This window comes from Pseudomonas kitaguniensis, assembly GCF_009296165.1.
GTDB lineage: Bacteria > Pseudomonadota > Gammaproteobacteria > Pseudomonadales > Pseudomonadaceae > Aquipseudomonas > Aquipseudomonas kitaguniensis.
Genome location: NZ_VUAZ01000150.1, coordinates 21,446 through 44,951, shown reverse-complemented (window position 1 = coordinate 44,951; position 23,506 = coordinate 21,446). Strand labels below are relative to the sequence as shown.

Below are 23,506 nucleotides of genomic sequence, written 5' to 3'. Positions count from 1 at the left end.
CAGGCACCTCGGACCATCAGGCACACCGAGTTGAGGCCATCGCGAGCAAGCCCGCTCCCACAGTTTGACCGCGTTCGGCTTGGGAGATGGGGTCGGCTTTCAGGCCGCCCGCTTTTGATCTTGAAAAGCCCAGCCCCCAAAAGCCGCATTCTGGCCTCAAATTCTACGGCGGCGGTTGAGCTGGGGGATCGCGGTTTGTGGGGTTTCCACACGTTGCGTTGAGGTCAGCGTGGCGGCGGCCAGTTGCGCCAGCGTCGGCTGGCTGAATAGCGTGCGCGCATCAACTTCCAGCCCGGCCTTGCGCAGCCGCGCCACCAGGTTTACCGCCAGTAACGAGTGCCCACCGAGTTCGAAGAAGTGGTCGTGGCGCCCTACCCGCTCAAGCTTCAAGACCTCGGCCCAGATACCGCACATCAAATTCTCCACCGGCCCAACCGGCGCCTCGTAGGCACGGCTGACGACCGACTCCAAACCCGGCGCCGGCAGTGCCTTGCGGTCGAGTTTGCCGGCGGGGTTGAGCGGCAATGCGTCGAGCTGCACAAAGGCCGCTGGCACCATGTATTCCGGCAGTTGCTCCAGCACATGCGCACGCAAGGCGTCGAGGCTCGGCACTGCGCCACGCTGGGTGAAGTAAGCAACCAAACGCTCGTCGCGAATCAGCACCGCGACTTCGCGCAACGCTGGATGCGCGGCCAGGCGTGACTCGATTTCGCCGAGTTCCAGGCGCACCCCGCGCAGCTTGACCTGGAAGTCATTGCGCCCCAGAAACGCCAGGTTGCCATCCGGCAAGTACCGCACCAGATCGCCGGTGCGGTATAACCGGTCACCCTTCACGAAAGGGCTGTCGATAAAGCGCTCGGCGCTCATCTGTTCAAGCCCCAAATAGCCCCGCGCAACACCAACGCCGCCGATGTGCAGTTGGCCGCTGACGCCGATGGGCACCGGCCGGTCGTGTTCGTCCAGCACGTACAGGCGCGTGTTATTGATCGCCCGACCGATTGGCAATTGCAGCGGCGGCACCGGCGCGCCGGGTTCCAGGGTCCAGGCGCTGCTGTCCACCGTCGCCTCAGTGGGGCCGTAGACATTGTGCAAACGTACAGTGGGCAAGCGCGCCTGTACGCCACGCGCCAGGGTTTCGGTGAGTTCACCGCCGCCACAGAGTACATCGGTGAGGCTGGTGCACAGCGCCGACTCGTCCAGCTCAAGAAACTGCTGCAACATCGCCGGCACAAACTTGATCACGCTGATCCGCTGTTCACGAATCACCTGCGCCAGGTAAGCCGGTTCGCGATGGCCATCGGGCCGCGCGAGCACCAGCCGCATGCCATTGGTCAACGGCCAGAACAGTTCCCACACCGAGCCGTCGAAGCTGAACGGCGCGCGTTGCAACAGCGCACCGCCTTCGGCGTCAGGGCACAGTTGAGAGCCCCAGTGCATCAGGTTGCCGAGGCCACGGTGTTCGATCATCACACCCTTGGGCGTGCCGGTGGAGCCTGAGGTGTACATCACGTAGGCCAGGTTGGCGACGCTCAAACCCGGCACCGTTGGGTTGCCGGTAGGCGCCTGGCGCCAAGCACAGTGGTCGAAGTCGAGCACCGGTATCGACACCTCGCCCGGCACATCGCGAGTGGCCGCGTGTACCAGCAACGCCACCGGTTGGCTGTCTTTAAGCATGTAGGCCAGTCGCTCGCGCGGGTAGCCAGGGTCGAGCGGCACATAGGCACCGCCCGCTTTGAGAATGCCCAGCAAGCCCACCACCAGATCCAGCCCGCGCTCGACGCACAGCGCCACCCGCGAATCCGGCTGCACCCCGCGCTCGCGCAAGTGGAAGGCCAACTGGTTGGCACGCTCGTTAAGCTCACGGTAGGTCAGTTGCTGCTCGCCGGCCTGCACCGCGACAGCATGCGGAATGTGCCGCGCGTGGGCCTCGAACAGCGCCTGTACGGTGAGGGTTTCGGGGTACTCGGTTGCGGTGGCGTTGAAGTCCAGCAACAGTGTTTTCAATTCGTGCGCGGGCAGCACCTGCACCTCGCGCAAGGGCCGTTGCGGCGCCTGTTCAAGTGCGTGCACCAGGCCGTGCAAGGCCGTGTCGAGGTAGCTCAACAGCCGCTCGGCACCGACTTGGCGCGGCGCCTTGGCCTTGAGACGAAAGCCACTGGCAATATCATCAACCGTGAGCATCAGCGGGTAACTGAGGATGTCTTCGCTGCTGAGCAAGGCGATGCCCGGCACCAGGCTCACGTCGGGTTCGGCAGCCGTGTGGCGGTAGTTGAGCAAGCTGTTGAACAGCGGTGAGGCGCCGCTGCAACGCTGGGCCAGCGCCAGCGAGGCTTGTTCATGCGCGAGCAACGCGCTCAGTTGGGCGTGGGTGTCATTGACTGCATCAAGCACGGTTTGCCCGGCCAGGCGCACGCGCAGCGGCAAGGTATTGATGAACATGCCCAGCGCCCGGTCGGCGCCCTCACCGGCTTGCAAACGCCCAAGCAACACGGTGCCGAACACCACGTCATCGCGGCCCGCCACACGGCTGAGCACCTGCGCCCAGGCCAGGTGAAACAGGCTGGCGGCGCTGACGCCGAAGGCACGCGCCTGCGCCCGCAAGCGTAGGTTGAGGGCTTCACTCAGCGGCTGTTCGAATGCTTGAGTGTCCGCGCGATCGGCCTGACGCTCGTGTAAACCGAAGGCCAGGGTTGGCTCGTCAACGTCGGCCAAGCGCTCACGAAAGAACGCCTCGTGCGCGGCTTGGCGCACCGGGCAGCGGGCCTGCGCAACCACATTGCGATAAGGCACCGGCACCGGCAACTGCGCCTGTTGGCCGAGCAGGTGCGCGCGAATTTCGTCGAGCAGCAGCGTGGTCGATGTGGCGTCGTTGACCAAGTGATGGAAGCGTAACCTGGCGACCCAGCGCTGGTTGTGTGGCTCTTCGGCGTAATCCAGGGCCATCAGCGGCGCCTGGCGCAAGTCCAGCGGTGCAGCCTGTTCACACAGCGGTTCGACACGCAACAACGCTTGGCGCCAGACCACTTGCATTGGCTGCTCAAGGGCGTCCCAGACCAGGCTGGTGCGCAGAATATCGTGGCGGTTGATCACCTGTTGCAAGGCGTGGGCAAACGCATCCAATTGCTCACGGCGCGCAAAACTGAACAGCGCCTGTTGCTGGTACGGGTCGCGCTCGTCGGTGATGTGGTGGTAAAGCAAACCCTCCTGCAACGGCGCCAGCGGGTAGATTTCCTGCACATTGGCCGCCCCGCCGGGGATGCCGGCGACGATGCGCGCAAGGCTCGGCGCGTCGAGTTCGGCCAGCGCGAGCATGTCCGCGGTGATAGCGGTGCAACCAGGCGGAATTCGATTGGCCGCAACCTCGACGTCGCTGCCGGCACTCGCCGCGGCCAATGCGGCCAACGTCGGCTGGCCAAACAGCACCTGCACATCGGCTTGCAACCCGGCCTGACGCATGCGTTGCACCAGTTGCACCGCCAGCAGCGAATGCCCGCCGAGTTCGAAAAAGTGATCGTGGCGGCCCACCTGTTGAACCTGCAGCAGCTCGGCCCAGATCTGCGCCAGGGTACTTTCCGCACCTTGCAGCGGCGCCTCAAACACGCGCGTCACAAACGCTTGATGGGTGGGTTCAGGCAAGGCTTTGCGGTCGAGTTTGCCGTTGGCGGTCAGCGGCAACACCTGAAGTTTCACATAGGCCACCGGCAGCATGTAGTCCGGCAACGAGGCTTGCAGGTGGGCGCGTAATGCTTCGATATCGACGGGATGCTTTTCGATAAACCAGGCCAGTAATTGCCCCTCGCGATACTGCACCACAGCTTCCGTGACTGCCGGATGGTGTGCCAGCGCGGCTTCGATTTCGCCGAGTTCGATGCGCATGCCACGAATTTTTACCTGGTCGTCGTTACGCCCCAGGTACTCAAGGTTGCCGTCGGGCAGCCAGCGCGCCAAATCGCCGGTGCGGTACAGACGGCCAGTGCTGAAAGGGTCATCAATAAAGCGCTCGGCACTCAGTTCGGCGCGGTTCAGGTAACCGCGTGCCACACCCTTGCCGCCGACGTACAACTCGCCCGCCACACCGATCGGCACCAGGCGTTGTTGTTGATCCAGCAAGTACACCGTGGCATTGGCGATAGGCGCGCCGATATGCAGCGGCCGGCCCACCTCGACGCGCCCGGAGGTGGCGACGACCGTGGCCTCGGTTGGACCATAGTTGTTGATCACCGCAAAGGTCTGCGCCCGGGCGTAAGTGCGCAGGCGGTCGCCGCCAATCAACAAGGTGCGCAGGGTCGGGTGTTGCAGGCGCTGGCTGAAGGCGTACTCGGCCACCGGGGTCGGCAAAAAGCACACATCCAGAGGCTGCGCTTGCCACCAGCTCAACAGCGCATCAATGTCTTGCGCGTCATCGTGCGCAGGCGGCAGGTGCAGCGTGGCGCCCACGCACAGGGCCGGCCAGACCTCCCAGGCCATCGCATCAAACCCAAAGCCGGCGACGCTGGCGGTGTGGCTGCCCGCGTGCAGGTTAAACGCCTGGCAATGCCAGTCGACCAGATTCGACACGGTGTGATGCTCGACCATCACGCCCTTGGGCAACCCGGTGGAACCGGAGGTGTAGATCACATAGGCGAGGTTGCCCGGCGTGGCCGCCACACGCGGGCTACCACCGAGGTGAGCGCGCAGGTTGCCGAGCCGAATCACCGGCACATCCAATGCCGGCAATCGATGCAACAAGTCGGGTTGAGTCAGCACCACCACCGGTGAACTGTCGTGCAACAGGTAATGCAGGCGCTCGGCGGGATGCGCCGGGTCCACCGGCACATAGCAGGCGCCGGACTTGAGCACCGCGAGCAGCCCGACCAACGTGTCCAGGCCGCGCCGGGCCACAATCGCCACGCGGTCATCCGGCTGCACGCCTTGATCCAGCAGCGTGTAGGCCAGCGCATTGGCCTGTTGATCCAGCGCGGCATAGGTCAGTTGTTGGCCTTGGTACACGGCCGCCACGGCCTGCGGTGCGCGCGCGGCTTGCGCTTCAATTCGCGCGTGCAGGGTTTGCACGCTGGCAGTCGCTTGCGCGGTGGTATTCCAGCGCTGAAGTTGCGCCTGTTCGGCAGGCGTCACCAGGGAAAATTCAGCCACGGTCAACCCGGCATCTGCCAGCCCCTGTTCCAGCAACCACGTGAAGCGCTGCACCAACGCCTGCACCTCGTCGTGCTGAAAATACGCCTCGTTGTACACGCAATGCAGGCTCGCGGTGCCCTGGCACGGGTTGCTGCGCAGGTGGATGGCAATCGGCAGCGATTCATGGTGGTTGGACACCTTGATCGCCCGCGCCTGCACCTGGCCAAAACGCAGGTCATGCTCGTCCTGCTCAAACGATACCGACAGGTCGAACAATTGGCTGCGAGCTGTTCGGCGCAGGCCCAGCTCACGGTTCATCTCGCTCAACGGGTAACGCTGGTGGCGGAAATCCTGCTTGAGTTGGTCACGCACACCGCGCACCAGCTCGCCGAAGGTCAACTGCTCGCGGCACTGAAAACGCACCGCACTGACCTGAGTGAACAAGCCCACGGTGGCGCGAAACTGTGCGTTGGAACGGTTGAGAATTGGCAGCCCCACCACCCATTCATCACGCTGGCTGGTACGCGTGAAATACACCGACAGCGCTGCCAGCAACACATGAAAAGCCGAGGCCTGATAACGGCCGGCCAATGCTTCCATGCGCTGAAGCAGCGCCACCGGGAACGCTTGCACCAGGCTGTTGCTCGACGCCTGCGCGTTGTGCCGCGGGGTTAACAACGGCTCGGGCAACACCTGGTATTTGTCCAGCCAGTAGGCACGGTCACTGGCGTAACGCGCGGATTGCGAATAGCGCTGGTCGGCGTCGATAAAGTCGATATAGGACGGCGCCAGCGGCTGCGGTGGCAGGCCTTGTTCAAGCTCGGTGTAGAGGCATGCGAGCGACTGCAGCATCTGGCCAAAGCCCCAGCCATCGAGGATCAGGTGATGGGCCTGGGTGCCGAGGCGGTAGTGATCTTCGGCGAGCTTGACCAGAAAAAAGCGAAACAACGGCTCACCCGCCATCGCATAGGGCCGCGCCATGTGCGTGTGCATCAACGCGTGGGTGGCGGCTGACGGGTCTGGCAGCGAGGAAAAATCATGCACGGGGACCTGCGCCGCCAACGTGGTGGCGAAGCTTTGCCGCGGCAAACCATCGGCATCACTGTGCAGTTGAGTGCGCAGCGCATCGTGCTTTGCCACCAACCGCTCGACGGCGTGCTGGATCAGTTCCGGCACCACGGCGTCGGCGAAATCCACATAGCCGCCAATGTTGTACAGCGGCGAATCGCCCGCACGCAGTTGGTCAAGCCAGATGTCGTGTTGGGCGGCAGTGAGGGCGAAGCTGGCCGGCAGGCAGTCTGGATGCGTCATAAGATCCTTCTCATGGGTGTCAGGCACTGGCCGCGCAGGGTGGCCCATTACGACAAAATTGCCGGATTTGAGCATGCCGACCAGCACCTGTCTGTCACCCGAAACCCGGACAGGTGACCGGCACAAACGGGCTTGTCTGAAGGTTCACTGCTGAAACGATTAAATGAATGTAAGAGATTGGCTACATTTGGCCGATGTCGATGCCCAACCCAATACTGCATAAACGTAAAAACTTTATCATTATCAGCATCTTAGCCAGAATCAGTGACCATCCACCCTCTACCGTCGAGGGAATAGCCTGTAAGAAACGTCGAATTAATGACGCGGTTTTTATGGCAGTTTGTGTCCCTTGATTCCGCTACATACGTAGGATAAATCGCTATGGCTAAATGATTTTCAAACGCCGCGTTGCGTTTAAAGCGCACGGATAGCCCCCTACAGACTTAGGGCGTCCATCGACTTTTTTCGAGATCAATGAGATGGCTATGAGTCTGACGCTTAATATTGGCAACACACAGAGCCCGCACTTTTATGCAGAGCTGGGCGAACTGATTTCAACCAGTGGTCACGAGAACTTCGCTGCCCACATGTTGCATCTGGTCGACAAGTGGGTGCCGATTCACGTGGTAGACCTCAGTGAATGGACCCTTGATGACCTGCGTGACAGCGTGCGGGATATTAAGCTGTTGGGCAGCGCAGGGCTGCAAAGCGACCTGTCTGCGCCGCAGACGCTGCACCCGCTGAAGGACCACCCGCTGCTGCACGAGATGCTCCACATGCAGGACCCGCTACTGATCCAGATGAAGGCCAAAGCCAACAGCGCACACCCGCTCGGCAGCTCGCACCAGTGCAACCTGGTGTCGCGCCAGGGCAATCGGCGCTGCGTGATTTCGCTCTACCGCCTACCCACCCAGCAAAGTTTCTCGCTGGTTGAGTTATCGTTCCTCAAAAGCTTGTCGGAGACGCTGTTACCGCTGACGGAGCGGCATGCGCAGATCCTGCGCCATTCGCCGCATACCGACACCGAGCCGGCGCTCAACGTGTTGGAGCAATCGCAGTTGCAGCGCGAGTTCTACAAACGTTTGTCGCTCAGCGAGATCACCCTGTCGGCGCGCGAGCAGGAAGTCTGCCTGGGCCTGTTAACCGGCGGCACCGTGCCGCAGATGGCGGAAAAACTCAGCGTCAAGAACAGCTCGATTGAAACCTACCTGAAACGCGCCGCGGCTAAATTGGGCGTAAGTGGGCGACATGGTTTGGCCAAATGGATGGTGGGCGTCTGATCAAAAACTGTGGCGAGCGCGCTCGCTCGCCACGCCAACGCTCGTGTCAGCGCTCTTCCAGTCGGTCGCGCAAAAACCGGTGGCTCTTGGAAAACAGCCGCCGGTACGTGAGCAACACCGCGCCCACAGTGCCGAGCGCCGACGATGCGGCGATCAGAAACATGATCACGATCTGATAGCGCACCGCGTCAACCGGGCTCTCCCCTGCCAGCACCTGGCCGGTCATCATGCCCGGCAAACTGACGATGCCCACCACCGTCATCTGGTTCAGCGTCGGAATCATCCCGGCGCGTACGGCCTGGCGGATCGCTTCCTGCGCCGCTTCCCAGCGAGAACCGCCGAGCGCCAGGATCATCTCGATGGTGTTACGGCCCGAGGTCAGTTCCTGGGTCATGCGCTCAATGCCCAACGACACGCCGGTCAGGGTGTTGCCGAGGATCATCCCCAAAATCGGGATCGCGTACTGCGGCTCGTACCACGGATGGATGCGGATCACCGCAAACAACCCGACCGCCGTGACCAGCCACGAACTGCCCCACACCGATACAATACTGTCCACACGTTGCCCGTGATAAGTCCGGCGCCCGCGCCCTGCCGCCGAGAGGCCGGCAATCAAGGTCATCGCACACATCAGCGGCAGCACCAAGTACCAATAGGCGAACTCGAACACCCAACCCAGCAAGTAACCGATGGCCAGCAGTTGCACCACGGTGCGCACCGCAGCCCACAATAATTGGCGCCCCAACCCAAGTCGCAACAGCAGCGACAGCGCGCCGTTAACCAGAATCAGTGAAGCGGCGATGCCCATGTCGAGCGCCGTGAGGTTTTGATAGTTCATCGCGGGTCTGCCCCGCTCAACACACCGGCAGCCATCTGCAAGTGGATCGTGCTCATTCGCTGAGCCTGATCCAGGTCATGCGAGACCCAGATAAAAGCACGCGCGGCATCGCCGGCAAACCACGCTTCGATCAGTGCCTCGACCTCGCGCGACGACGCCGGGTCCAGGGCTGCGGTGGGTTCGTCGAGCAACAGCACTTCGGGGTTCAGTTGCAACGTGCGAATCAGCGAAACCACCTGCGACTCGCCGCCCGACAGGTCACCCGCGTTTTTCGCCAAAAAGTCCGGGGTTTTACCGGCATGCCCGAGCAACGCGGTAACCGCCGGCAGATCGAAACTGCGCTGGCGCAAGGTCTTGAGGCTAAACGGGAAACGCAGATTATCTTGCACCGAGCCCTCAATCAGCGCGGGGCGCTGCGACAGGTAACTGATGTGGCTGCGATAGTGCGGAATCTGTGCATTCACGATTGGCTGGTTATTCCACAGAATCTGCCCGCCGCTTGGCGTATCCAGCAGCGCCAGCGCACGCAGGAACACACTTTTGCCGGAGCCGGAGGAACCGGTGATCGACACGCGATCGGCGCGGTTCAAGGTGAAATCGGTGGGCTGCAGCAACGTTACCTGGCGACGTTCATCGCTGCGCGTGAGGGCGCGGGTTTCTATCAGTGCGCTCATGGACGCGATGTTCCTCTTGGTCATGTCGGGCGTAATGGTGCGGCAGGCGCGGCAAGATTTCATGAAAAAATTCAAACTATCGCCACCCACGTCGTTCACACCTTCACGTGTAACGTAAAAGTAGGAGACGACATGCAATACCGACAACTGGGCCATTCGGGCCTGCTGGTATCCGAAATTATCCTCGGCACCGTGCCCTTTGGTGGCCGCGCCGAGTTCGAAAAATGCGGTTCGGTGGACGTGCCTCAGGCCAAGCGCATGTTCGATATCGCGTTCGACGCCGGGGTGAATATGGTCGACACCGCCGACCTCTACTCCCACGGCCTGGCTGAAGAAGTGGTCGGCAAAGCCTTGGGCGACAAGCGCCACGACATCCTGCTGGCCACCAAGGGCCGCAGCCCGGTGGATAAAAACCCGAACAACTCAGGCTCGTCGCGCTACCACCTGATCCGTGCCTGCGAAGCCAGTTTGAAGCGCTTGGGCACCGACCACATCGACCTCTATCAATTGCATAACTGGGACGGCATGACGCCGATCGAGGAGACGCTCGAAGCCCTGCGGCTATTGGTCGGCTCGGGGAAAATTCGCTACTTCGGCACCAGCAACTTTACTGCCTGGCAGATGATGAAAACCTTGGGTAAAGCCGAGCTGCACGGCATGCTCAAGCCGATCACCCAACAGATTTACTACACGCCGGAATCGCGTGAAGCCGAGTACGAGTTGCTGCCGCTGGCGCTGGACCAGTCGGTGGGTACGCTGGTGTGGGGGCCGATGGGCGAAGGTTTGTTGACCGGGTCGACACGTCGCGGGCGCAAGCCGCCGGCGAATACGCGTCAGGGTAGCGACTGGCCGGAACCCTATGTGCATGATCAGGAGCGCGCGCTGGATATTATCGAGACGCTGGCGGCGGTCGGTGATGAGCACGGTGTTTCGGTCGCACGTACGTGCCTGGCGTGGCTTAAAGACCGCCCGGGGATTACCTCGTTGATCGTCGGTGCGCGCACTGAAGAACACTTGCGTGACAATTTGGCGGCGACTGAACTGAAGCTCACCGAAGAGCAGTTTGCGCGTATCGAAGCGGTGACGCGCCGTGAGCCGTTGTATCCGTACTGGCATCGCTTTACCGCGGGGATCGACCGCTTTGATCCGGCGGAGCAGCCCTTCCTGGCGGAGCACCAGAAGACCATGGACGCGCGCAAGGACAAATAAGCACTGAGCGCGAATCTGCCAACCACAGCGGCTCAACCTGTGGGAGCGGGCTTGCTCGCGATAGCGGTGTGTCAGTTAAAAATACGTATCTGACGTACCGCAATCGCGAGCAAGCCCGCTCCCACTTAAGCTCACCTCCAGCAACCCCGGGCCGCGCTATTCGCGCTAAGGCAGCGGATCAAACTTCAGTGCTCTCAAGCTCTGCACCTTGTCCTCACGGACCATCTTGTACTCGGTATTCGGGCCAATCCAGCGGTCCCAGATCGCGTCGATTTCCCCGGCCTTCTCCATCGTCATCAACGCCTCGTTAACCTTGGCCAGAAACGCCGGCTCATCACGGCGCATACCGGCGCCAATCGGCTCCAGCGCCATCGGCTCTTTGGCCAATGCCAATTCCACACCGCCGGCCTTGGCCTGGTTGACCAATTTCAGCGCGGTCATGGTGTTGGTGACCAAGCCCACCACCTTGTTCTGTTGCAGGGCCATGTAAGCCGAGCCGGTGTCCTGGAACGTCACCGGGGTAGCGCCGGCCATGCGAATCGACTGCTCGGAGGTTGAGCCTTTGGTCGAGCTGATGCGCTTGTCCTTGAAGAAGCTTTTCGGCTGATCAGCATTCGCCGCGCGCACCACCAGGGTTTCCTTGGCGATGTAATACGGGTCGCTGAACTGGATCTGTTCGGCGCGGGTTTTGGTGTAGGCCAGGTTGGCGAAAATCACGTCGACACGGCCCATTTTTACTTCGGGAATGCGCGCTTCAACCGACAACGGCTTGAGCTCCAGGGCCACGCCCAAGGTCTTCGCCAGCGCTTTGCACAGGTCGACGTCCATGCCCACCAGCTCACGGGTTTTTGGGTCTGGCGCAGAAAACGGCGGCACGTCGGCGTACACGCCGCAGCTCAAGGATTGCTTGGCCATGATGTCGCTCAATTGGTCGGCTTGAGCCACCGCGATTGTCAGTGGGCCGAGTGCCAGCGCGGTCAACAGGTGCTTCATACGCATGGTAAATCTCCAGAAAGTTGAACCAGCAAAAGGGCAGAGGGAGCAACGCCGCTGCAGCTCAATGGGCCCGCAGGTCGGCGATAAAACGTTGCGCTCGCGGGTGCGAAGGCTGGCTGAAAAAAGCCTCGGGTGTGCTCTTTTCCAGAATCTGCCCCGCGTCCATAAACCAGATGGTGTCGGCCACTTCGCGGGCGAAGTTCATCTCGTGGGTCACGCACATCATGGTCATGCCGTCCTTGGCCAAGCCTTTCATCACGCTCAGCACTTCACCGACCATTTCCGGGTCGAGTGCGCTGGTTGGCTCGTCGAACAACATCACCGGCGGTTCCATCGCCAAGCGCGGGCAATCGCCACGCGTTGTTGCTGGCCGCCGGAGAGCTGTGCCGGGTAGGCGCCAGCCTTGTGCGCCAGGCCGACGCGGTCGAGCAGTTCCATGGCCTTGGTTTTTGCCGCCGCGCCCTTGAGGTTGCGCAGTTTGTTGGGCGCCAGGGTGATGTTTTCCAGCACTGACAAGTGCGGGAACAGGTTGAAGCTCTGGAACACGAACCCCACACGGCTGCGCAGGCGGTTGATCTGCGCGTCGGTGCCGTGCACGTCCTGGCCGTCGAACAGAATCTGGCCCTTTTGAATGTCTTCCAGGCGGTTGACCGTGCGGATCAAGGTCGACTTGCCCGAGCCCGATGGGCCGCACAGCACCACCACTTCGCCGGGCTGCACGTGCGCCGTGATGTCGGTGAGCGCCTGGTATTCGCCGTACCATTTATTGATGTTCGAAAACATGATCATTGGATGCATGAGCGCAACCCTCTTCAATTATCAGTGGTCAGCAACGGACGGCCTGGCACGGTTTGCCCGCCGTCACCCAGGCGCTTGCGCGCAATGCGCTGCTCCACCCAACCGGCCAGACGCGTCAGGCCGAAACACAGCAGGTAGTAGATGATCGCCAGGATAAAAAACACCTGAAACGGCTTGGTCAGCAGTTGGTTGTTGACCTGGTTGGCGGCAAAGGTCACTTCCTGCACGTTGATCACATAGCCCAGTGACGTTTCCTTGATGATCGAGATGAACTGGCTGATCAGGCTGGGCAGCGCGTTGTACAGCGCCTGCGGCAAAATTACCCACAGCGTGGTGCGCACGTAGCCCAGGCCCAAGGCGCGCGACGCTTCGTACTGGCCACTCGGCAAGGCCTGAATGCCGCCGCGAATGATTTCGCAGAGGTAGGCGCTTTGGTAAATCACCAGCGTGCAGAGCATGGTCATGAACCCGGTGATGTTATGACCGATCAGCAACGGCACCAGGAAGTAGGTCCAGAAGATCACCATCAGCAACGGGATGCCGCGCAAAATGTAGACCCACACCGTGGCGAACAGGTAGAGGCTTTTCCAAGGCGAGACCCGCGCCAACGCCAACAGCAAACCGAACGGGAACGCCAGCAACAACGCCAGCGCCGCCAAAATCAACGTACTCGCCAGGCCGCCCAACGGCCCGTGCGGGTATTGGCCGATCAGCAACAGCGTCCAGTTTTGCTGGACTATCGCAAACATATCGAACATGGCCGTCTACCTCGCCAGGGCTTTGCTGAAGTGCCGGGCAAGCAACGCGCCGGCGCCCATCAGCAGCAGTGAAAACACCAGGTAGAACAGCGTGGCCACCAGGTACGACTCAAAGGTGCGGAACGTGTAGTTCTCAACTTCGCGGGTGGCGTAGGTCAGTTCCATCACGCCGATGGCCATCGCCAGGCTGGTGTTCTTGAACAACAGCACGGTGTGGTTGATCAGCGACGGCAGGCAATTGCGCACGCCTTGCGGCAGGATCACGTAGCGCATCGAGCGCACGTAACCAAGGCCCAACGCCCTTGACGCTTCGGTCTGCCCGGCGGGAATCGCGCGCAGGCCGCTGCGAATGTCTTCACAGAAATACGCGCCCTGGCACAGCCCCAAGGCAATCACCGAGAACAGGTATTCAGTGTTGTGGTTGGCCAACCACAACTGCGCAGACTCGCTGAGCAGCGTCGGCACGCCGAAGTACCACAGCATCAATTGCACAAGGGTCGGCACATTGCGGTGGTAGGACACGTACCCCGCCACCAGGCGGTCGGCGAGTTTATTGCCGGTCAGGCGCACCGTCACCAGTGTCAGCGCCAGCACCATCGCCAGCAGCCAAGCGAACAACGCCAGCTGCAAGGTCATTTCGATGCCCTTGACGATCAGCTCGGCATATTCGCCCTGCATGATCGCGGCCAAATCGAAGTCTTGCTTCATGGTCAATCCCTATCGGCATTGGGCTAGGGCAGAAAATAAAATCACCCGGCGTGGCCGTGGCGGGGGTGCAGCGCTGACGGATCAATCCGTTCTTTTAAAGCGGCGGGTAGTCAGCCCTGGTAGTCCTGTGGCCGTGCGGTGGAAAGCCCGCCCGGCACCTGCAAGGTCGGGGTGATTTCCATGTGACCGATGTTGACGGCAATCGGTGCGGCAATCGCAAAGGCGATGGCGTTGGCGATGTCTTCGGCCTGCGGTAATTCAAACCCTTCGACGAAGCGCTTGTAGGTCTCTTCGGAATCGCCGTGCACATGCGCGAAAATATCCGTGGCGACACGCCCGGGGCAGATCTCGGTGACCCGCACGCGCTTGCCGAACGCATCAATGCGCAACTGGCGCGAGAGCATGCTCACCGCCGCCTTGGTCGCGTGATAGGTGGAGTTGCCGCCGAAGTTGTAGGCCGCTGCAATCGAGCTGATGTTGATGATGTGCCCACAGTCGCGCTCGACCATGCCCGGCAAGGCCAGGCGCGCCAGGTGCAGCACGGCGCGCAGGTTGACGTCGATCAGCAGGTCGATACCGGCGGCGTCGGCCTTGAGCAACGAACCTGGTTTGTCGACACCGGCGTTGTTGACCAGGATGTCGAAGCGCTGTTCGGCGAACAGCCGGGTCAGGCCCGCCAGGTCGGTTACGTCAATCGCGTGGGCGATGCAGCCGGTTTTGGCCGCGAGTGCCTGCAACTTGTCGGCGCTGCGGGCCAGCGCATGCACCTGCACGCCTTCCTGGCACAGACGTTCGACGACGGCGGCGCCGATGCCGGAGGAGGCCCCGGTGACCAGCGCGGTTTTGTAGTCGGAAAATGGCATGGAGAAATCCTTGTGCTACGGGTGATGGTTCGACTGTATCCAGCCTTCAGGCGCTGGACCAAGACGCAATGGTTGTGTGGCGATAAGGCCTGCTTATGACGCGGCTAAGAGCTCGGAAATCGGCGTAATCTGCCCGCCCAGTTGCTCGATTTCCTGGCGAATGGTGCGCGCCAGTTCGACCGCGCCGGGGGTGTCGCCGTGCAGCAGAATCGACTGGGCCGGCACCTTCAGCAGCTTGCCGCTGAGGGCCGTCACGCTGCCCTCCTCCAGCAACTGCCGCACCCGGCGCAGCACCGCCGCGGGTTGCTTGATCACCGAGCCTTCGACCGAGCGCGGCACCAGCAAGCAGTCATCGTCATAGGCGCGGTCGGCGAGAAACGTGGTCGCCACGCGCAAGCCGCATTTATCCGCCGCGCCCTCGATGGCACGGCTGCTTGAAGAGCTGATGATCAGCCTGGGGTCAAACGCCGCCACCGCGCGCACCAACGGCTCGGCCAGCGCGGCATCGGCAGCGGCCATATTGCCCAGCGCGCCGTGGAAACTCATGTGGGTCATGCGATGGCCGTTGACCGCTGCGATGCCCGCCAGCGCACCCAGTTGGTAAATCACACAGGCGACCAATTCCTTGATCTCGATGTTCATCTGCCGACGGCCGAAGCCCACCAGGTCCGGGAAGCCGACATGCGCGCCCACATCAATGCCACAGGCTTTGGCCAGGCGCACCGTGTTGTGCATGATCAAGGGGTCGCCGGCGTGGAAACCGCAGGCGACGTTGGCGGACGAAACCAGACTGATCAGCGCTTCGTCTTCGCCCATGCGCCACGGGCCAAAGCCCTCGCCGAGGTCGGCGTTCAAATCAATTTTCATGGCTGACGCTCCAGGCCCATAAAGGCTTCGCCATAACCCACTGTGCTGCCACACGGCACGCGTACATCCAGAACCCGCGCCGCGTAAGGGCTGCGCTGTGGCAACAGCAACTCGCCCACTTGCAACAGTGCGACCAGTTGACCAGCCTTGAGGTGGTCACCCACGGCCACCCACGGTTCGCTGAGTTGCGGATGAGTCAGCAGCAAACGGCCAAGGCCGGTGGTTCGCAGCACGTCGGGTTCAATCGCAACGGGCGCAGGCGCCACCACCCAGCTGCTTTCGGCCGAAACGCTGCGTTTGAGCGCCAGGTGCACGCCCGGTCGGCTCAGCTCGGCGCCGGCCAAATGGTGTTCCTTGAGCCACAGCGCCAGTTGGCGAATTTCGTCGATATTCATGCGTTAACTCCCTCACGGTGCAGGCCCACCAGGCGGCTGACTTCGCGCAGGTAACGGCGATTGGTTTGCAGCGCCTCGACGGCTTCACCGTAGCTGCACTCGACAAAGCGCACGTTGCTGCCGATGGGCGCCTGGCCCAGCCGCCACAGGTCGGCCTCGATCACGCTGCCGAACTTGGGGTAACCGCCGCTGGGTTGGGCGTCGCGCATCTGGATAATCGGCTGGCCACCGTGCGGCACCTGGATAACGCCCGGCACGATGCCGTGCGAACGAATTTCCATGGGCGTTACAGGCAGCAACGGCTCGCCCTGCAGCCGGTAGCCGTAGCGATTGCTCTGGGTGGTGATCTTCCACTCACCGGCCCAAAAGGCTGCACGTGAGGCGGGCTGAAAACGTTCATATTCAGCGGCTGGCAGAACGCGCATGGCGGGCACTCCATCCACCTGCAAGGGCAGCGCCAGGCTGGGTGCCAACACCCCAAAGTCCAACGCCAATGGGCTGATGCCAGGGCGTAACGCCGCCAGCCGATCACCTTGCTGCAGCGCGCGGCCGTCCAGGCCACCAAACTCGCCGCGCAGTTGCGTGCTGCGGGAGCCGAGTACCATCGGCACATCCACGCCTCCAGCCAGGCACAGGTAAGCGCGGCTACCGGACGTGGGGTAACCGAGGCTCAACACCTGACCTTCGAGGCCCTGATACACCCAGTTCGGCAGCAACGGCTGGCCGTCGAGGGTGGCGTCGCACACGGCGCCGGTCACGGCGAACGCGCAGTCCTGCAGCAGCCCCACGTCGAACGGAAACAGCGGTATTTCAATTGCGGCGGCGTCTTCGGGGTTTGCCAATAACACATTGCCCAAGGCCAGCGCCAACGGGTCCATCGCACCCGAAGTACCCACGCCGTAACCCAGGCTGCCGAAACGGCCGAAGTCCTGCACAGTGGCCAGGGCGGTGGCCGATAGAATCTCGATCATCGAATGATCCTCTCGATGCGCAAGCGCAGGAAATCGCCTGGCCGCAGGATGGCTGGCGGGGTTTGGGCGGGGTCAAAAAAAGCCATTTCGGTACGCCCGATGGTGTTCCAGCCACTCGGGCCTGCCGACGCAGACACGCCGGTTTGTACGCCGCCAATCGACACCGAACCGGCGCCGATATTCAGCACCGGCACTTGGCGGCGCGGCGTGGCCAGGCGTGGGTCCATGCCGCCGAGGTAGCAGTAACCGGGGTGGCTGCCGAGTGCGTAAACCGGGTACAACGGTTCGCAATGCAGGTTGGCAATGGTCTCGATGTTCAGCCCGGTGTGGGCGACCACATCGGCCATGTGCGGGCCGAACTCGCCGCCATACACCACCGGCAGCTCGACGATACGCCCTTGCAGCGGCAGCGGCTGGCTGTGTTCCCACGCCTGCAAGAGGCGGTCGCACAGTGCGTCCAGCTCGCGCGGCGGCGTGAGAAACGTCAGCATCAAGTTATTCATGCCGGGGACGGCTTCACGAATTTCCGGCCATTCGCCGGCCAGCAAAGCCAGGCTCCAGATGCGCTGTTGCGGGGCCAGGTCGAGTTCGCCCGGTGCTTCGAACAGCAAGGCGCTGGAGCCCAACAGGCTGATGGTCGGGCCAGCGTGCCGATCGGCAGTGCTCATGTTGGACTCCTTTGCTGTAACCAGCGCTCCAGATGATGAATGTCGACACCGCCGGCGCAGAAGGCCGGGTCGTCAAGAATGTCGCGGTGCAGCGCGATATTGGTGCTGATGCCCTCCACACGCATTTCGCTCAGGGCCAGGCGCATGCGTGCCATGGCTTCTTCACGCGTGGCGCCATGCGTGATGACTTTGGCCACCATCGAGTCGTAATACGGCGGCACGCGATAGCCGGTAGTGACATGCGAATCAACGCGCACGCCAAAGCCGCCCGGCACTTCCCAGCGCTGGATAAGGCCCGGTGTCGGCATAAAGGTGCTCGGGTCTTCGGCGTTGATGCGGCACTCCAGCGAGTGCCCGTTAAGCTGCACATCCTGCTGGCGCAGGCTCAGCACCTCACCACGCGCCATGCGCAGTTGTTGCTGAACAATATCGATGCCGGTGGTCATCTCCGTGACCGGGTGTTCCACCTGCAGGCGCGTATTCATCTCGATAAAAAAGAACTCGCCGTTCTCAAACAGAAACTCAAAGGTGCCCACGCCGCGATAGCCGATCTGCCGACACGCTTGGGCGCAGCGTTCGCCGACCTTGGCGATCAGCGCCGGATCAATACCCGGTGCAGGGGCTTCTTCCAGCACTTTCTGGTGCCGGCGTTGCAGCGAGCAATCACGGCAACCCAGCCAGATCGCATGGCCATGGGCATCGCACAGCACCTGGATTTCCACGTGCCGTGGGTGGCCGAGGAATTTCTCGATATACAGCTGCGGGTTGCCAAACGCCAGGCGCGCTTCTTCACGCGTCAGGCCGATGGCGGCGAGCAAGTCGGCCGCTTCGTGCACCACGCGCATGCCGCGACCGCCGCCGCCACCCGCCGCCTTGACGATCACCGGGTAGCCGATTTCAGCGGCAATTGCGAGGATGCTCGCATCGTCGCCCGGCATGCTTGAATCCGGCCCCGGCACGCACGGCACACCGGCTTCACGCATGGCGCGCTTGGCAGCGACTTTGTCGCCCATGGTGCGAATGCAGGCAGCGCTTGGGCCGATAAACGTCAGGCCCGCGGCTTCAATGCGCTCGGCAAACCCGGCGTTTTCCGAGAGAAACCCGTAACCCGGATGAATCGCCTGCGCGCCGCTGACCTTCGCGGCAAACAGCAACGCCGTCTGGTTCAGGTAGCTCAGGCCGGGTGCGGCGGGGCCGATGCACAGCGACTCGTCGGCGTTTTGCACATACTGCGCGTGGCGGTCGGCCTCGGAGTGCACGGCCACGGTCTTGATGCCCAGGCCATGGCAGGCACGCTGAATGCGCAGGGCGATTTCGCCACGGTTGGCGATCAGCACTTTATCGAACATTGTAGTCACCTGAATAACCAATACGCGTGGGGGTTAACCGAGTCGAAACAAGGCCTGGCCGGCTTCAACTTCAACCCCGGCCTGCGCCAGCACCGCGAGGACGTTGCCGGCGACCTTGGCCTTGACCGGGTGGAACATCTTCATCGCCTCGATCACCGCCACGGTCTGGCCCGCCTCAATGGCTTGCCCAACGCTCACGAAGGGCGCTTCGCCGACAGCGGGCGTCAGGTGCAGCACGCCGTAGAGGCTGGCCTTGATTTCCACAGCGCTGGGGGCTGCGGGTGCTACCGCGGGTGGCGGCGCTGCGCTCACGCTGGGCGCTGCGCTGATAACGCCCTGCCCCGGCTGCTTGAACAGCCGCAGCGTGGTGTCGCCTTCGGTGAGGCTCAGTTCCAGCAGATCGGATTCGGCGAGCAAATCCATCAACCCCTTGATACGTGCTGAATCCATGTACGGCCCCTGCCTGTCGAGCGTGTCTTGAGTGGATAGGCCCAATCTACCGAGCCCCTCGAAAAGCAGCCAAGACGCTTTGGCTTTGGGGTGATAAGCCGACCTTATGACCCCTCAGATCAAGCTGCCACGCATCTGCGCGACCAATTCCAGCAGGATCGCCTTGACCGCCTGCGCCGGCACCGACAACGGCAAGTGCCCGGACAAGCACAGCGCCAGCGGTGCTTCTACCTCGGGCTGGACAATGCGGCACATGTGCACCGAGGTGGCAGCCACCATCACCCGCGCCGACGACTCCGGCAGGATGGTCGAGCCGAAGTGGTCGGCCACAGCTGCCGTGAGCGTGGTCGACGACTCGATCTCGGCCACCACCCGCGCGCCCAGGCCGATGCGCAGAAAGGCCTCATCGACCAGGCGGCGCATGACGTTGTAGGGGCGCGGCAGCAGCATGTCCATGTCGGCCAACTCGGCCAGCGGGATGTCATCACGCGTTGCAATCGCAGGGTCGGCACTCACCAGGTACAGCGGCTCGCGCAACAGCGAGACGAAACTCAAGCCATGCACTTCGCGCCCGCCGTAGAGCACGGCCATGTCCATGCGCCCGTTCATGATCAGCTCACTCAGCGTGGTGCCGAAGTTTTCATTGAGGTAGAGCAGGATGCCGGGGTGCCGCTCGCGCACCGTGCGCAACAGCGGCAGCGACAACGCCGACGCGGCGGTGCCCGGTGCGAGCCCGACCGAGACCTGCCCGGACAACGCCTGGCCGGTGGCGTTGATGTCGCTCTGGGCCTGTTCGCACTGGCGCAGGATGATTTGCGCATGCCCATACAACACCTTGCCCGCCTCGGTGGGCGTGACGCCGCGCTTGGTGCGAATCAGCAGTTGTTGTTGCAGCTCGGCTTCCAGGGTTGCCAGTTGCTGGCTTAACGCCGGTTGCGCCACATGCAGCACATCGGCGGCTTGGGTCATGCTGCCGATGTCGACCAACTTTACGAAATACTTCAATCGACGCAGGTTCAAGTGGGCGGTGCTCTTGTAAGGATGAGTGGGGGTTTGATGCCGCGCTGTTGCGCGTCATAGGGGTGTCTGCTGGATTGGGTACTTACCCGTTATTGGGTTTACCAACCCCCCAAGCCGAACTCGGTCAACACTGTGGGAGCGGGCTTGCTCGCGATTCGGTGTGTCAGTTGAAAAATACTTATCTGATACACCGCAATCGCGACCAAGCCCGCTCCCACAAAAGCGCTTTTGATCTGCTTTAACCACTCCATCAAAAATTCGGCAGGCGTGCCCAAGTGATTGCAAAACCCAGGCCACAGCCATAAGGCTTCGCTATGGCTGACGCACATCCACCCCTCAAGGCACCCGCCCGGAGCACGCGGGGCTGGGCGCACTTGTTTGGTGCGCAGCCAGCCATAAGCAGTTCCTATCAAACCAGAACGATCTCGTCTTATCGCCGCCTCCCCCGCGCCTCGTACTGTGGCCCCGTCAACGCCATCAACGAGGAACGCCCGTGACCGCCTCCCGCATCGCCGCCCGTGTGCAACGCATCAAACCATCGCCCAGCAGCGCCGCGTCCGACCGCGCCAACGAGCTGCGTCGCCAAGGCCAGTCCATCATTAACCTGGTGGTCGGCGAGCCGGACTTCGATACCCCACCGAATATTCGCCAGGCCGCCAACGCCGCCATCGAACGCGGTGAAACCCGCTACACGCAGAACGCCGGCACACCGGAACTGCGCCAGGCGATTGTCGACAAACTGGCGCGCGAAAACGGCCTGACCTACAGCGCGCAGCATGTGCTGGTCACCAGCGGCGCCAAGAGCGCAATCTTCAATGCCTTCGCCGCCACCCTCGGCGCGGGCGATGAAGTACTGATACCGGCGCCGTACTGGGTGTCGTACCCGGACATGGTGCTGGCCTGCGAAGGCGAGCCGGTGACTCTCGCCTGCCCCGAGCACAACGGCTTCAAGCTGACGCCTGCGCAACTGCGCGCAGCAATCACCGAACGCACCCGCTGGCTGCTGCTTAATTCACCGAGCAACCCCACCGGCGCCAGCTATAGCCACAGCGAATTACGTGCCCTCGCCGACGTGTTGCTGGACTACCCGCAGGTGCTGTTGATGACCGATGACATCTACGAGCACATCCGTTTCGACGGCCTCGACAACCCGCATATCCTGGCCATCGAACCGGCTTTGAGCGCGCGCACGCTGTTGGTTAACGGCGTGTCCAAAACCTATGCCATGACCGGCTGGCGCATCGGTTACGCCGCCGGCCCCGCCGACCTGATCGGTGCCATGGCCACCCTGCAATCGCAGTCCACCAGCAATGCCTGCTCGATCAGCCAGGCCGCAGCGGTCGAGGCGCTCAACGGCGACCAGCACTTCGTCAAGCACAGCGTGGTGGTTTACCAGCAACGCCGCGACCGTTGCCTGGAGCTGCTTAACGCCATCGAGGGGCTGAGCTGCCGCAAGCCGGACGGCGCGTTTTACCTGTATGTAAATTGCGCCGGCCTGCTGGGTAAAACCACACCCGACGGCACCACGCTGCACAGCGACAGCGAGGTGGTCATGTACCTGCTGGAAAGCCAGGGCGTGGCGGTGGTCGCGGGCACCGCGTATGGCCTGGCACCGTTTTTTCGCATGTCGATTGCGACCGACATCAGCACCCTCGACCAAGGCTGCGCGCGCATCAAAGCTGCCGTTGCTGCGTTGCGCTGAGGACCGACGATGAGCGTGGCGGCCCACCCTCCCCTGAGTTTCAAGCAAGCCTTGCTGGCCATGCTCGGCATCTCGCTGGTGCTGATGCTCTCGGCGCTGGACCAGACCGTGATCGGCAACGCTTTGCCGAGCATTGTTGCTGAACTGCATGGCTTTGAACTCTATGCGTGGGTCGCCACCGGTTATCTGTTGGCATCCATTGTGACCATTCCGATTTTCGGGCGGCTGGGCGATTACTACGGGCGCAAGCCCTTCGTGCTGGCCGCCACGCTGATTTTTACCCTGGCCTCGCTGGCCTGCGCGGTGGCCAACGACATGCTGGTATTGGTGCTCGGCCGCGCGCTGCAGGGCGTGGGCGGCGGCATGTTGATCGGCACCGCGTTCGCCTGCATCCCCGAACTGTTTCCCGATACCCGCCAACGCCTGCGCTGGCAAATGTTGTTGAGTGCGATGTTCAGTGTGGTCAATGCGATAGGCCCCGGGCTGGGCGGCTACCTCACCGGCGTTTACGGCTGGCGTTCGGTGTTTTACATCAACCTGCCGTTGGGTTGCCTGGCCTTGTTGATCGCCTGGCGTTACCTGCCCTGGTATCGCCCGCAACAGCGCAGCGGCATTCGCCTGGACTGGCCCGGCGCGCTGTTGATCGCGCTGGCGCTGGGCAGTCTGCAACTGTTTGTGGAATGGCTGGGGCATTCGAGCCTGGCCATGAGCGCGAGTTTGGGGCTCGCCTGCATTGCCGCGATCATCGCGTTGTGGCACTGGGAACGGCGCTTCGCGCATGCGCTGCTGCCGGTTGCGCTGTTCAGTTTGCCGAGCATGCGGCTGCTGTTTGTGCTGTCGATGGCCGCCGGCGCGATCATGTTTTCGCTGTTGTTCTACTTGCCGCTATTGCTGCAAGGCGCCTATGGCTACTCGCCGCAGGACGCCGGCCTGCTGATCACGCCGCTGGCGTTGAGCATCACGCTTGGCGCCATCATTAACAGCCGCGTGGTCACACGGTTGCGCAACCCCAACCATTTGCCGCTGGCGGGTTTTGTCGCGCTGCTGCTGGCGTGCCTAGGTTTGGCGCTGGTCGGGCGTGGGGCCTCGTTCAACCTGTTGCTCGGTTTGATTTTGCTGGCGGGTCTGGGCCTGGGATTTATCTTGCTGAACCTCACGGTGTTCACGCAAACCCTGGCCGAGCGCCAGTTCCTCGGTATCGCCACGGCGCTGACCCAATCGCTGCGATTGGTCGGCGGCTTGCTCGGCACGGCGGGCATGGGTGTGCTGGTTAACCTGCTCTACAGCAGCAACTTGCAGCGGGTGTTTCTCGCGGCGGGCAACGCTGAAGGCCTGGCGCTGTATGCCGACCCGCAAGTGTTGCTGCACGCCACCCTGGAGCCTTCACCCTGGCTGAACCTGGCGCGTGACGCGCTGGCCCAGTCGGTGGGTGTCGGCCTGTTGCTGTGCGCCGCAATTGGCGTGCTGGCGCTGTTCATTCTGTACCGCTTGCCGCCGGTGCGACTGCCGGTCTCCTGAAAAAAACTAGAAACAC

The 23,506-nt window shown here is 62.4% G+C and carries 18 protein-coding genes and 1 pseudogene; 4 read left to right on the top strand and 15 right to left on the bottom strand.

Annotation, left to right across the window (positions count from 1 at the left end; genetic code table 11):
- Positions 1-156: 156 nt before the first annotated feature.
- Positions 157-6,426 carry a non-ribosomal peptide synthetase gene (locus tag F0169_RS23180; protein WP_172979530.1) on the bottom strand — a complete coding sequence of 2,090 codons (6,270 nt, stop codon included), beginning with the start codon at positions 6,424-6,426 and terminating at the stop codon, positions 157-159.
- 485 nt (positions 6,427-6,911) lie between these two features.
- Here F0169_RS23180 and F0169_RS23175 point away from each other — a divergent pair, with 485 nt between their 5' ends.
- Entirely contained in the window at positions 6,912-7,706 is a 795-nt protein-coding gene (locus F0169_RS23175) for a helix-turn-helix transcriptional regulator (RefSeq protein ID WP_152747720.1), read from the top strand.
- A 46-nt stretch (positions 7,707-7,752) separates the two neighbouring features.
- Here the strand turns inward: F0169_RS23175 and F0169_RS23170 are convergent, their stop codons facing one another.
- The gene (locus F0169_RS23170) at positions 7,753-8,544 is read right to left on the bottom strand and encodes an ABC transporter permease (RefSeq protein ID WP_152747719.1); all 792 of its coding nucleotides are present in this window, start codon (positions 8,542-8,544) and stop codon (positions 7,753-7,755) included.
- The gene (locus tag F0169_RS23165) at positions 8,541-9,218 is read right to left on the bottom strand and encodes an ABC transporter ATP-binding protein (protein WP_152747718.1); all 678 of its coding nucleotides are present in this window, start codon (positions 9,216-9,218) and stop codon (positions 8,541-8,543) included. Before F0169_RS23165 ends, F0169_RS23170 begins: the two co-directional genes overlap by 4 nt.
- Positions 9,219-9,350: 132 nt before the next feature.
- Between F0169_RS23165 and F0169_RS23160 the strand changes: the two genes are divergently transcribed.
- The gene (locus F0169_RS23160; RefSeq protein WP_152747717.1) at positions 9,351-10,427 is read left to right on the top strand and encodes an aldo/keto reductase; all 1,077 of its coding nucleotides are present in this window, start codon (positions 9,351-9,353) and stop codon (positions 10,425-10,427) included.
- Between the two features lie 165 nt (positions 10,428-10,592).
- On the opposite strand, the gene F0169_RS23155 is transcribed toward F0169_RS23160, so the two are convergent.
- The 12 genes and pseudogenes from F0169_RS23155 to nac form a co-directional block, all read right to left on the bottom strand.
- Complete coding sequence (locus F0169_RS23155) at positions 10,593-11,426, bottom strand: ABC transporter substrate-binding protein (protein ID WP_152747716.1); 834 nt, start codon at positions 11,424-11,426, stop codon at positions 10,593-10,595.
- A gap of 58 nt (positions 11,427-11,484) precedes the next feature.
- Positions 11,485-12,212: pseudogene (locus F0169_RS23150) on the bottom strand (amino acid ABC transporter ATP-binding protein).
- 23 nt (positions 12,213-12,235) lie between these two features.
- A complete protein-coding gene (locus tag F0169_RS23145) occupies positions 12,236-12,979 on the bottom strand; it encodes an amino acid ABC transporter permease (RefSeq protein ID WP_058412811.1) in 744 nt (247 codons plus the stop codon).
- A gap of 6 nt (positions 12,980-12,985) precedes the next feature.
- The gene (locus F0169_RS23140; RefSeq protein ID WP_058412812.1) at positions 12,986-13,687 is read right to left on the bottom strand and encodes an amino acid ABC transporter permease; all 702 of its coding nucleotides are present in this window, start codon (positions 13,685-13,687) and stop codon (positions 12,986-12,988) included.
- Between the two features lie 110 nt (positions 13,688-13,797).
- Positions 13,798-14,550 (bottom strand): SDR family oxidoreductase, encoded by a 753-nt coding sequence (locus F0169_RS23135; protein ID WP_058412813.1) that lies wholly within the window; start codon positions 14,548-14,550, stop codon positions 13,798-13,800.
- 93 nt (positions 14,551-14,643) lie between these two features.
- On the bottom strand, positions 14,644-15,417 hold the full coding sequence (locus F0169_RS23130; RefSeq protein WP_058412814.1) for a LamB/YcsF family protein: 774 nt from the start codon (positions 15,415-15,417) through the stop codon (positions 14,644-14,646).
- Positions 15,414-15,812, bottom strand: a complete 399-nt coding sequence (locus F0169_RS23125; protein WP_152747715.1) for a biotin/lipoyl attachment domain-containing protein — start codon at positions 15,810-15,812, stop codon at positions 15,414-15,416. Before F0169_RS23125 ends, F0169_RS23130 begins: the two co-directional genes overlap by 4 nt.
- Positions 15,809-16,783, bottom strand: coding sequence for a 5-oxoprolinase subunit C family protein (locus F0169_RS23120; protein ID WP_152747714.1), 975 nt, complete (start codon positions 16,781-16,783; stop codon positions 15,809-15,811). The genes F0169_RS23125 and F0169_RS23120 overlap by 4 nt, the downstream gene beginning before the upstream one ends.
- Positions 16,780-17,451, bottom strand: coding sequence for a 5-oxoprolinase subunit PxpB (gene pxpB / locus F0169_RS23115; RefSeq protein ID WP_152747713.1), 672 nt, complete (start codon positions 17,449-17,451; stop codon positions 16,780-16,782). The genes F0169_RS23120 and pxpB overlap by 4 nt, the downstream gene beginning before the upstream one ends.
- Positions 17,448-18,800 (bottom strand): acetyl-CoA carboxylase biotin carboxylase subunit, encoded by a 1,353-nt coding sequence (accC, locus tag F0169_RS23110; protein WP_122250335.1) that lies wholly within the window; start codon positions 18,798-18,800, stop codon positions 17,448-17,450. The genes pxpB and accC overlap by 4 nt, the downstream gene beginning before the upstream one ends.
- A gap of 33 nt (positions 18,801-18,833) precedes the next feature.
- The gene (locus tag F0169_RS23105; RefSeq protein ID WP_152747712.1) at positions 18,834-19,250 is read right to left on the bottom strand and encodes an acetyl-CoA carboxylase biotin carboxyl carrier protein; all 417 of its coding nucleotides are present in this window, start codon (positions 19,248-19,250) and stop codon (positions 18,834-18,836) included.
- 114 nt (positions 19,251-19,364) lie between these two features.
- Positions 19,365-20,270 (bottom strand): nitrogen assimilation transcriptional regulator NAC, encoded by a 906-nt coding sequence (gene nac, locus F0169_RS23100; protein ID WP_058412820.1) that lies wholly within the window; start codon positions 20,268-20,270, stop codon positions 19,365-19,367.
- A 493-nt stretch (positions 20,271-20,763) separates the two neighbouring features.
- On the opposite strand from nac, the gene F0169_RS23095 reads away from it, so the two are divergent.
- Positions 20,764-21,972 (top strand): aspartate transaminase, encoded by a 1,209-nt coding sequence (locus F0169_RS23095; RefSeq protein ID WP_099236753.1) that lies wholly within the window; start codon positions 20,764-20,766, stop codon positions 21,970-21,972.
- Positions 21,973-21,981: 9 nt separating this feature from the next.
- A complete protein-coding gene (locus F0169_RS23090) occupies positions 21,982-23,490 on the top strand; it encodes an MFS transporter (RefSeq protein ID WP_152747710.1) in 1,509 nt (502 codons plus the stop codon).
- Positions 23,491-23,506: the final 16 nt, after the last annotated feature.

What these genes read in the sequence shown, in the direction of transcription:
- F0169_RS23180 (WP_172979530.1), bottom strand. Translation starts at nt 6,426, where the DNA reads ATGACGCATCCAGACTGCCTGCCGGCCAGCTTCGCCCTCACTGCCGCC.
- F0169_RS23175 (WP_152747720.1), top strand. Translation starts at nt 6,912, where the DNA reads ATGAGTCTGACGCTTAATATTGGCAACACACAGAGCCCGCACTTTTAT.
- F0169_RS23170 (WP_152747719.1), bottom strand. Translation starts at nt 8,544, where the DNA reads ATGAACTATCAAAACCTCACGGCGCTCGACATGGGCATCGCCGCTTCA.
- F0169_RS23165 (WP_152747718.1), bottom strand. Translation starts at nt 9,218, where the DNA reads ATGAGCGCACTGATAGAAACCCGCGCCCTCACGCGCAGCGATGAACGT.
- F0169_RS23160 (WP_152747717.1), top strand. Translation starts at nt 9,351, where the DNA reads ATGCAATACCGACAACTGGGCCATTCGGGCCTGCTGGTATCCGAAATT.
- F0169_RS23155 (WP_152747716.1), bottom strand. Translation starts at nt 11,426, where the DNA reads ATGCGTATGAAGCACCTGTTGACCGCGCTGGCACTCGGCCCACTGACA.
- F0169_RS23145 (WP_058412811.1), bottom strand. Translation starts at nt 12,979, where the DNA reads ATGTTCGATATGTTTGCGATAGTCCAGCAAAACTGGACGCTGTTGCTG.
- F0169_RS23140 (WP_058412812.1), bottom strand. Translation starts at nt 13,687, where the DNA reads ATGAAGCAAGACTTCGATTTGGCCGCGATCATGCAGGGCGAATATGCC.
- F0169_RS23135 (WP_058412813.1), bottom strand. Translation starts at nt 14,550, where the DNA reads ATGCCATTTTCCGACTACAAAACCGCGCTGGTCACCGGGGCCTCCTCC.
- F0169_RS23130 (WP_058412814.1), bottom strand. Translation starts at nt 15,417, where the DNA reads ATGAAAATTGATTTGAACGCCGACCTCGGCGAGGGCTTTGGCCCGTGG.
- F0169_RS23125 (WP_152747715.1), bottom strand. Translation starts at nt 15,812, where the DNA reads ATGAATATCGACGAAATTCGCCAACTGGCGCTGTGGCTCAAGGAACAC.
- F0169_RS23120 (WP_152747714.1), bottom strand. Translation starts at nt 16,783, where the DNA reads ATGATCGAGATTCTATCGGCCACCGCCCTGGCCACTGTGCAGGACTTC.
- pxpB (WP_152747713.1), bottom strand. Translation starts at nt 17,451, where the DNA reads ATGAGCACTGCCGATCGGCACGCTGGCCCGACCATCAGCCTGTTGGGC.
- accC (WP_122250335.1), bottom strand. Translation starts at nt 18,800, where the DNA reads ATGTTCGATAAAGTGCTGATCGCCAACCGTGGCGAAATCGCCCTGCGC.
- F0169_RS23105 (WP_152747712.1), bottom strand. Translation starts at nt 19,250, where the DNA reads ATGGATTCAGCACGTATCAAGGGGTTGATGGATTTGCTCGCCGAATCC.
- F0169_RS23090 (WP_152747710.1), top strand. Translation starts at nt 21,982, where the DNA reads ATGAGCGTGGCGGCCCACCCTCCCCTGAGTTTCAAGCAAGCCTTGCTG.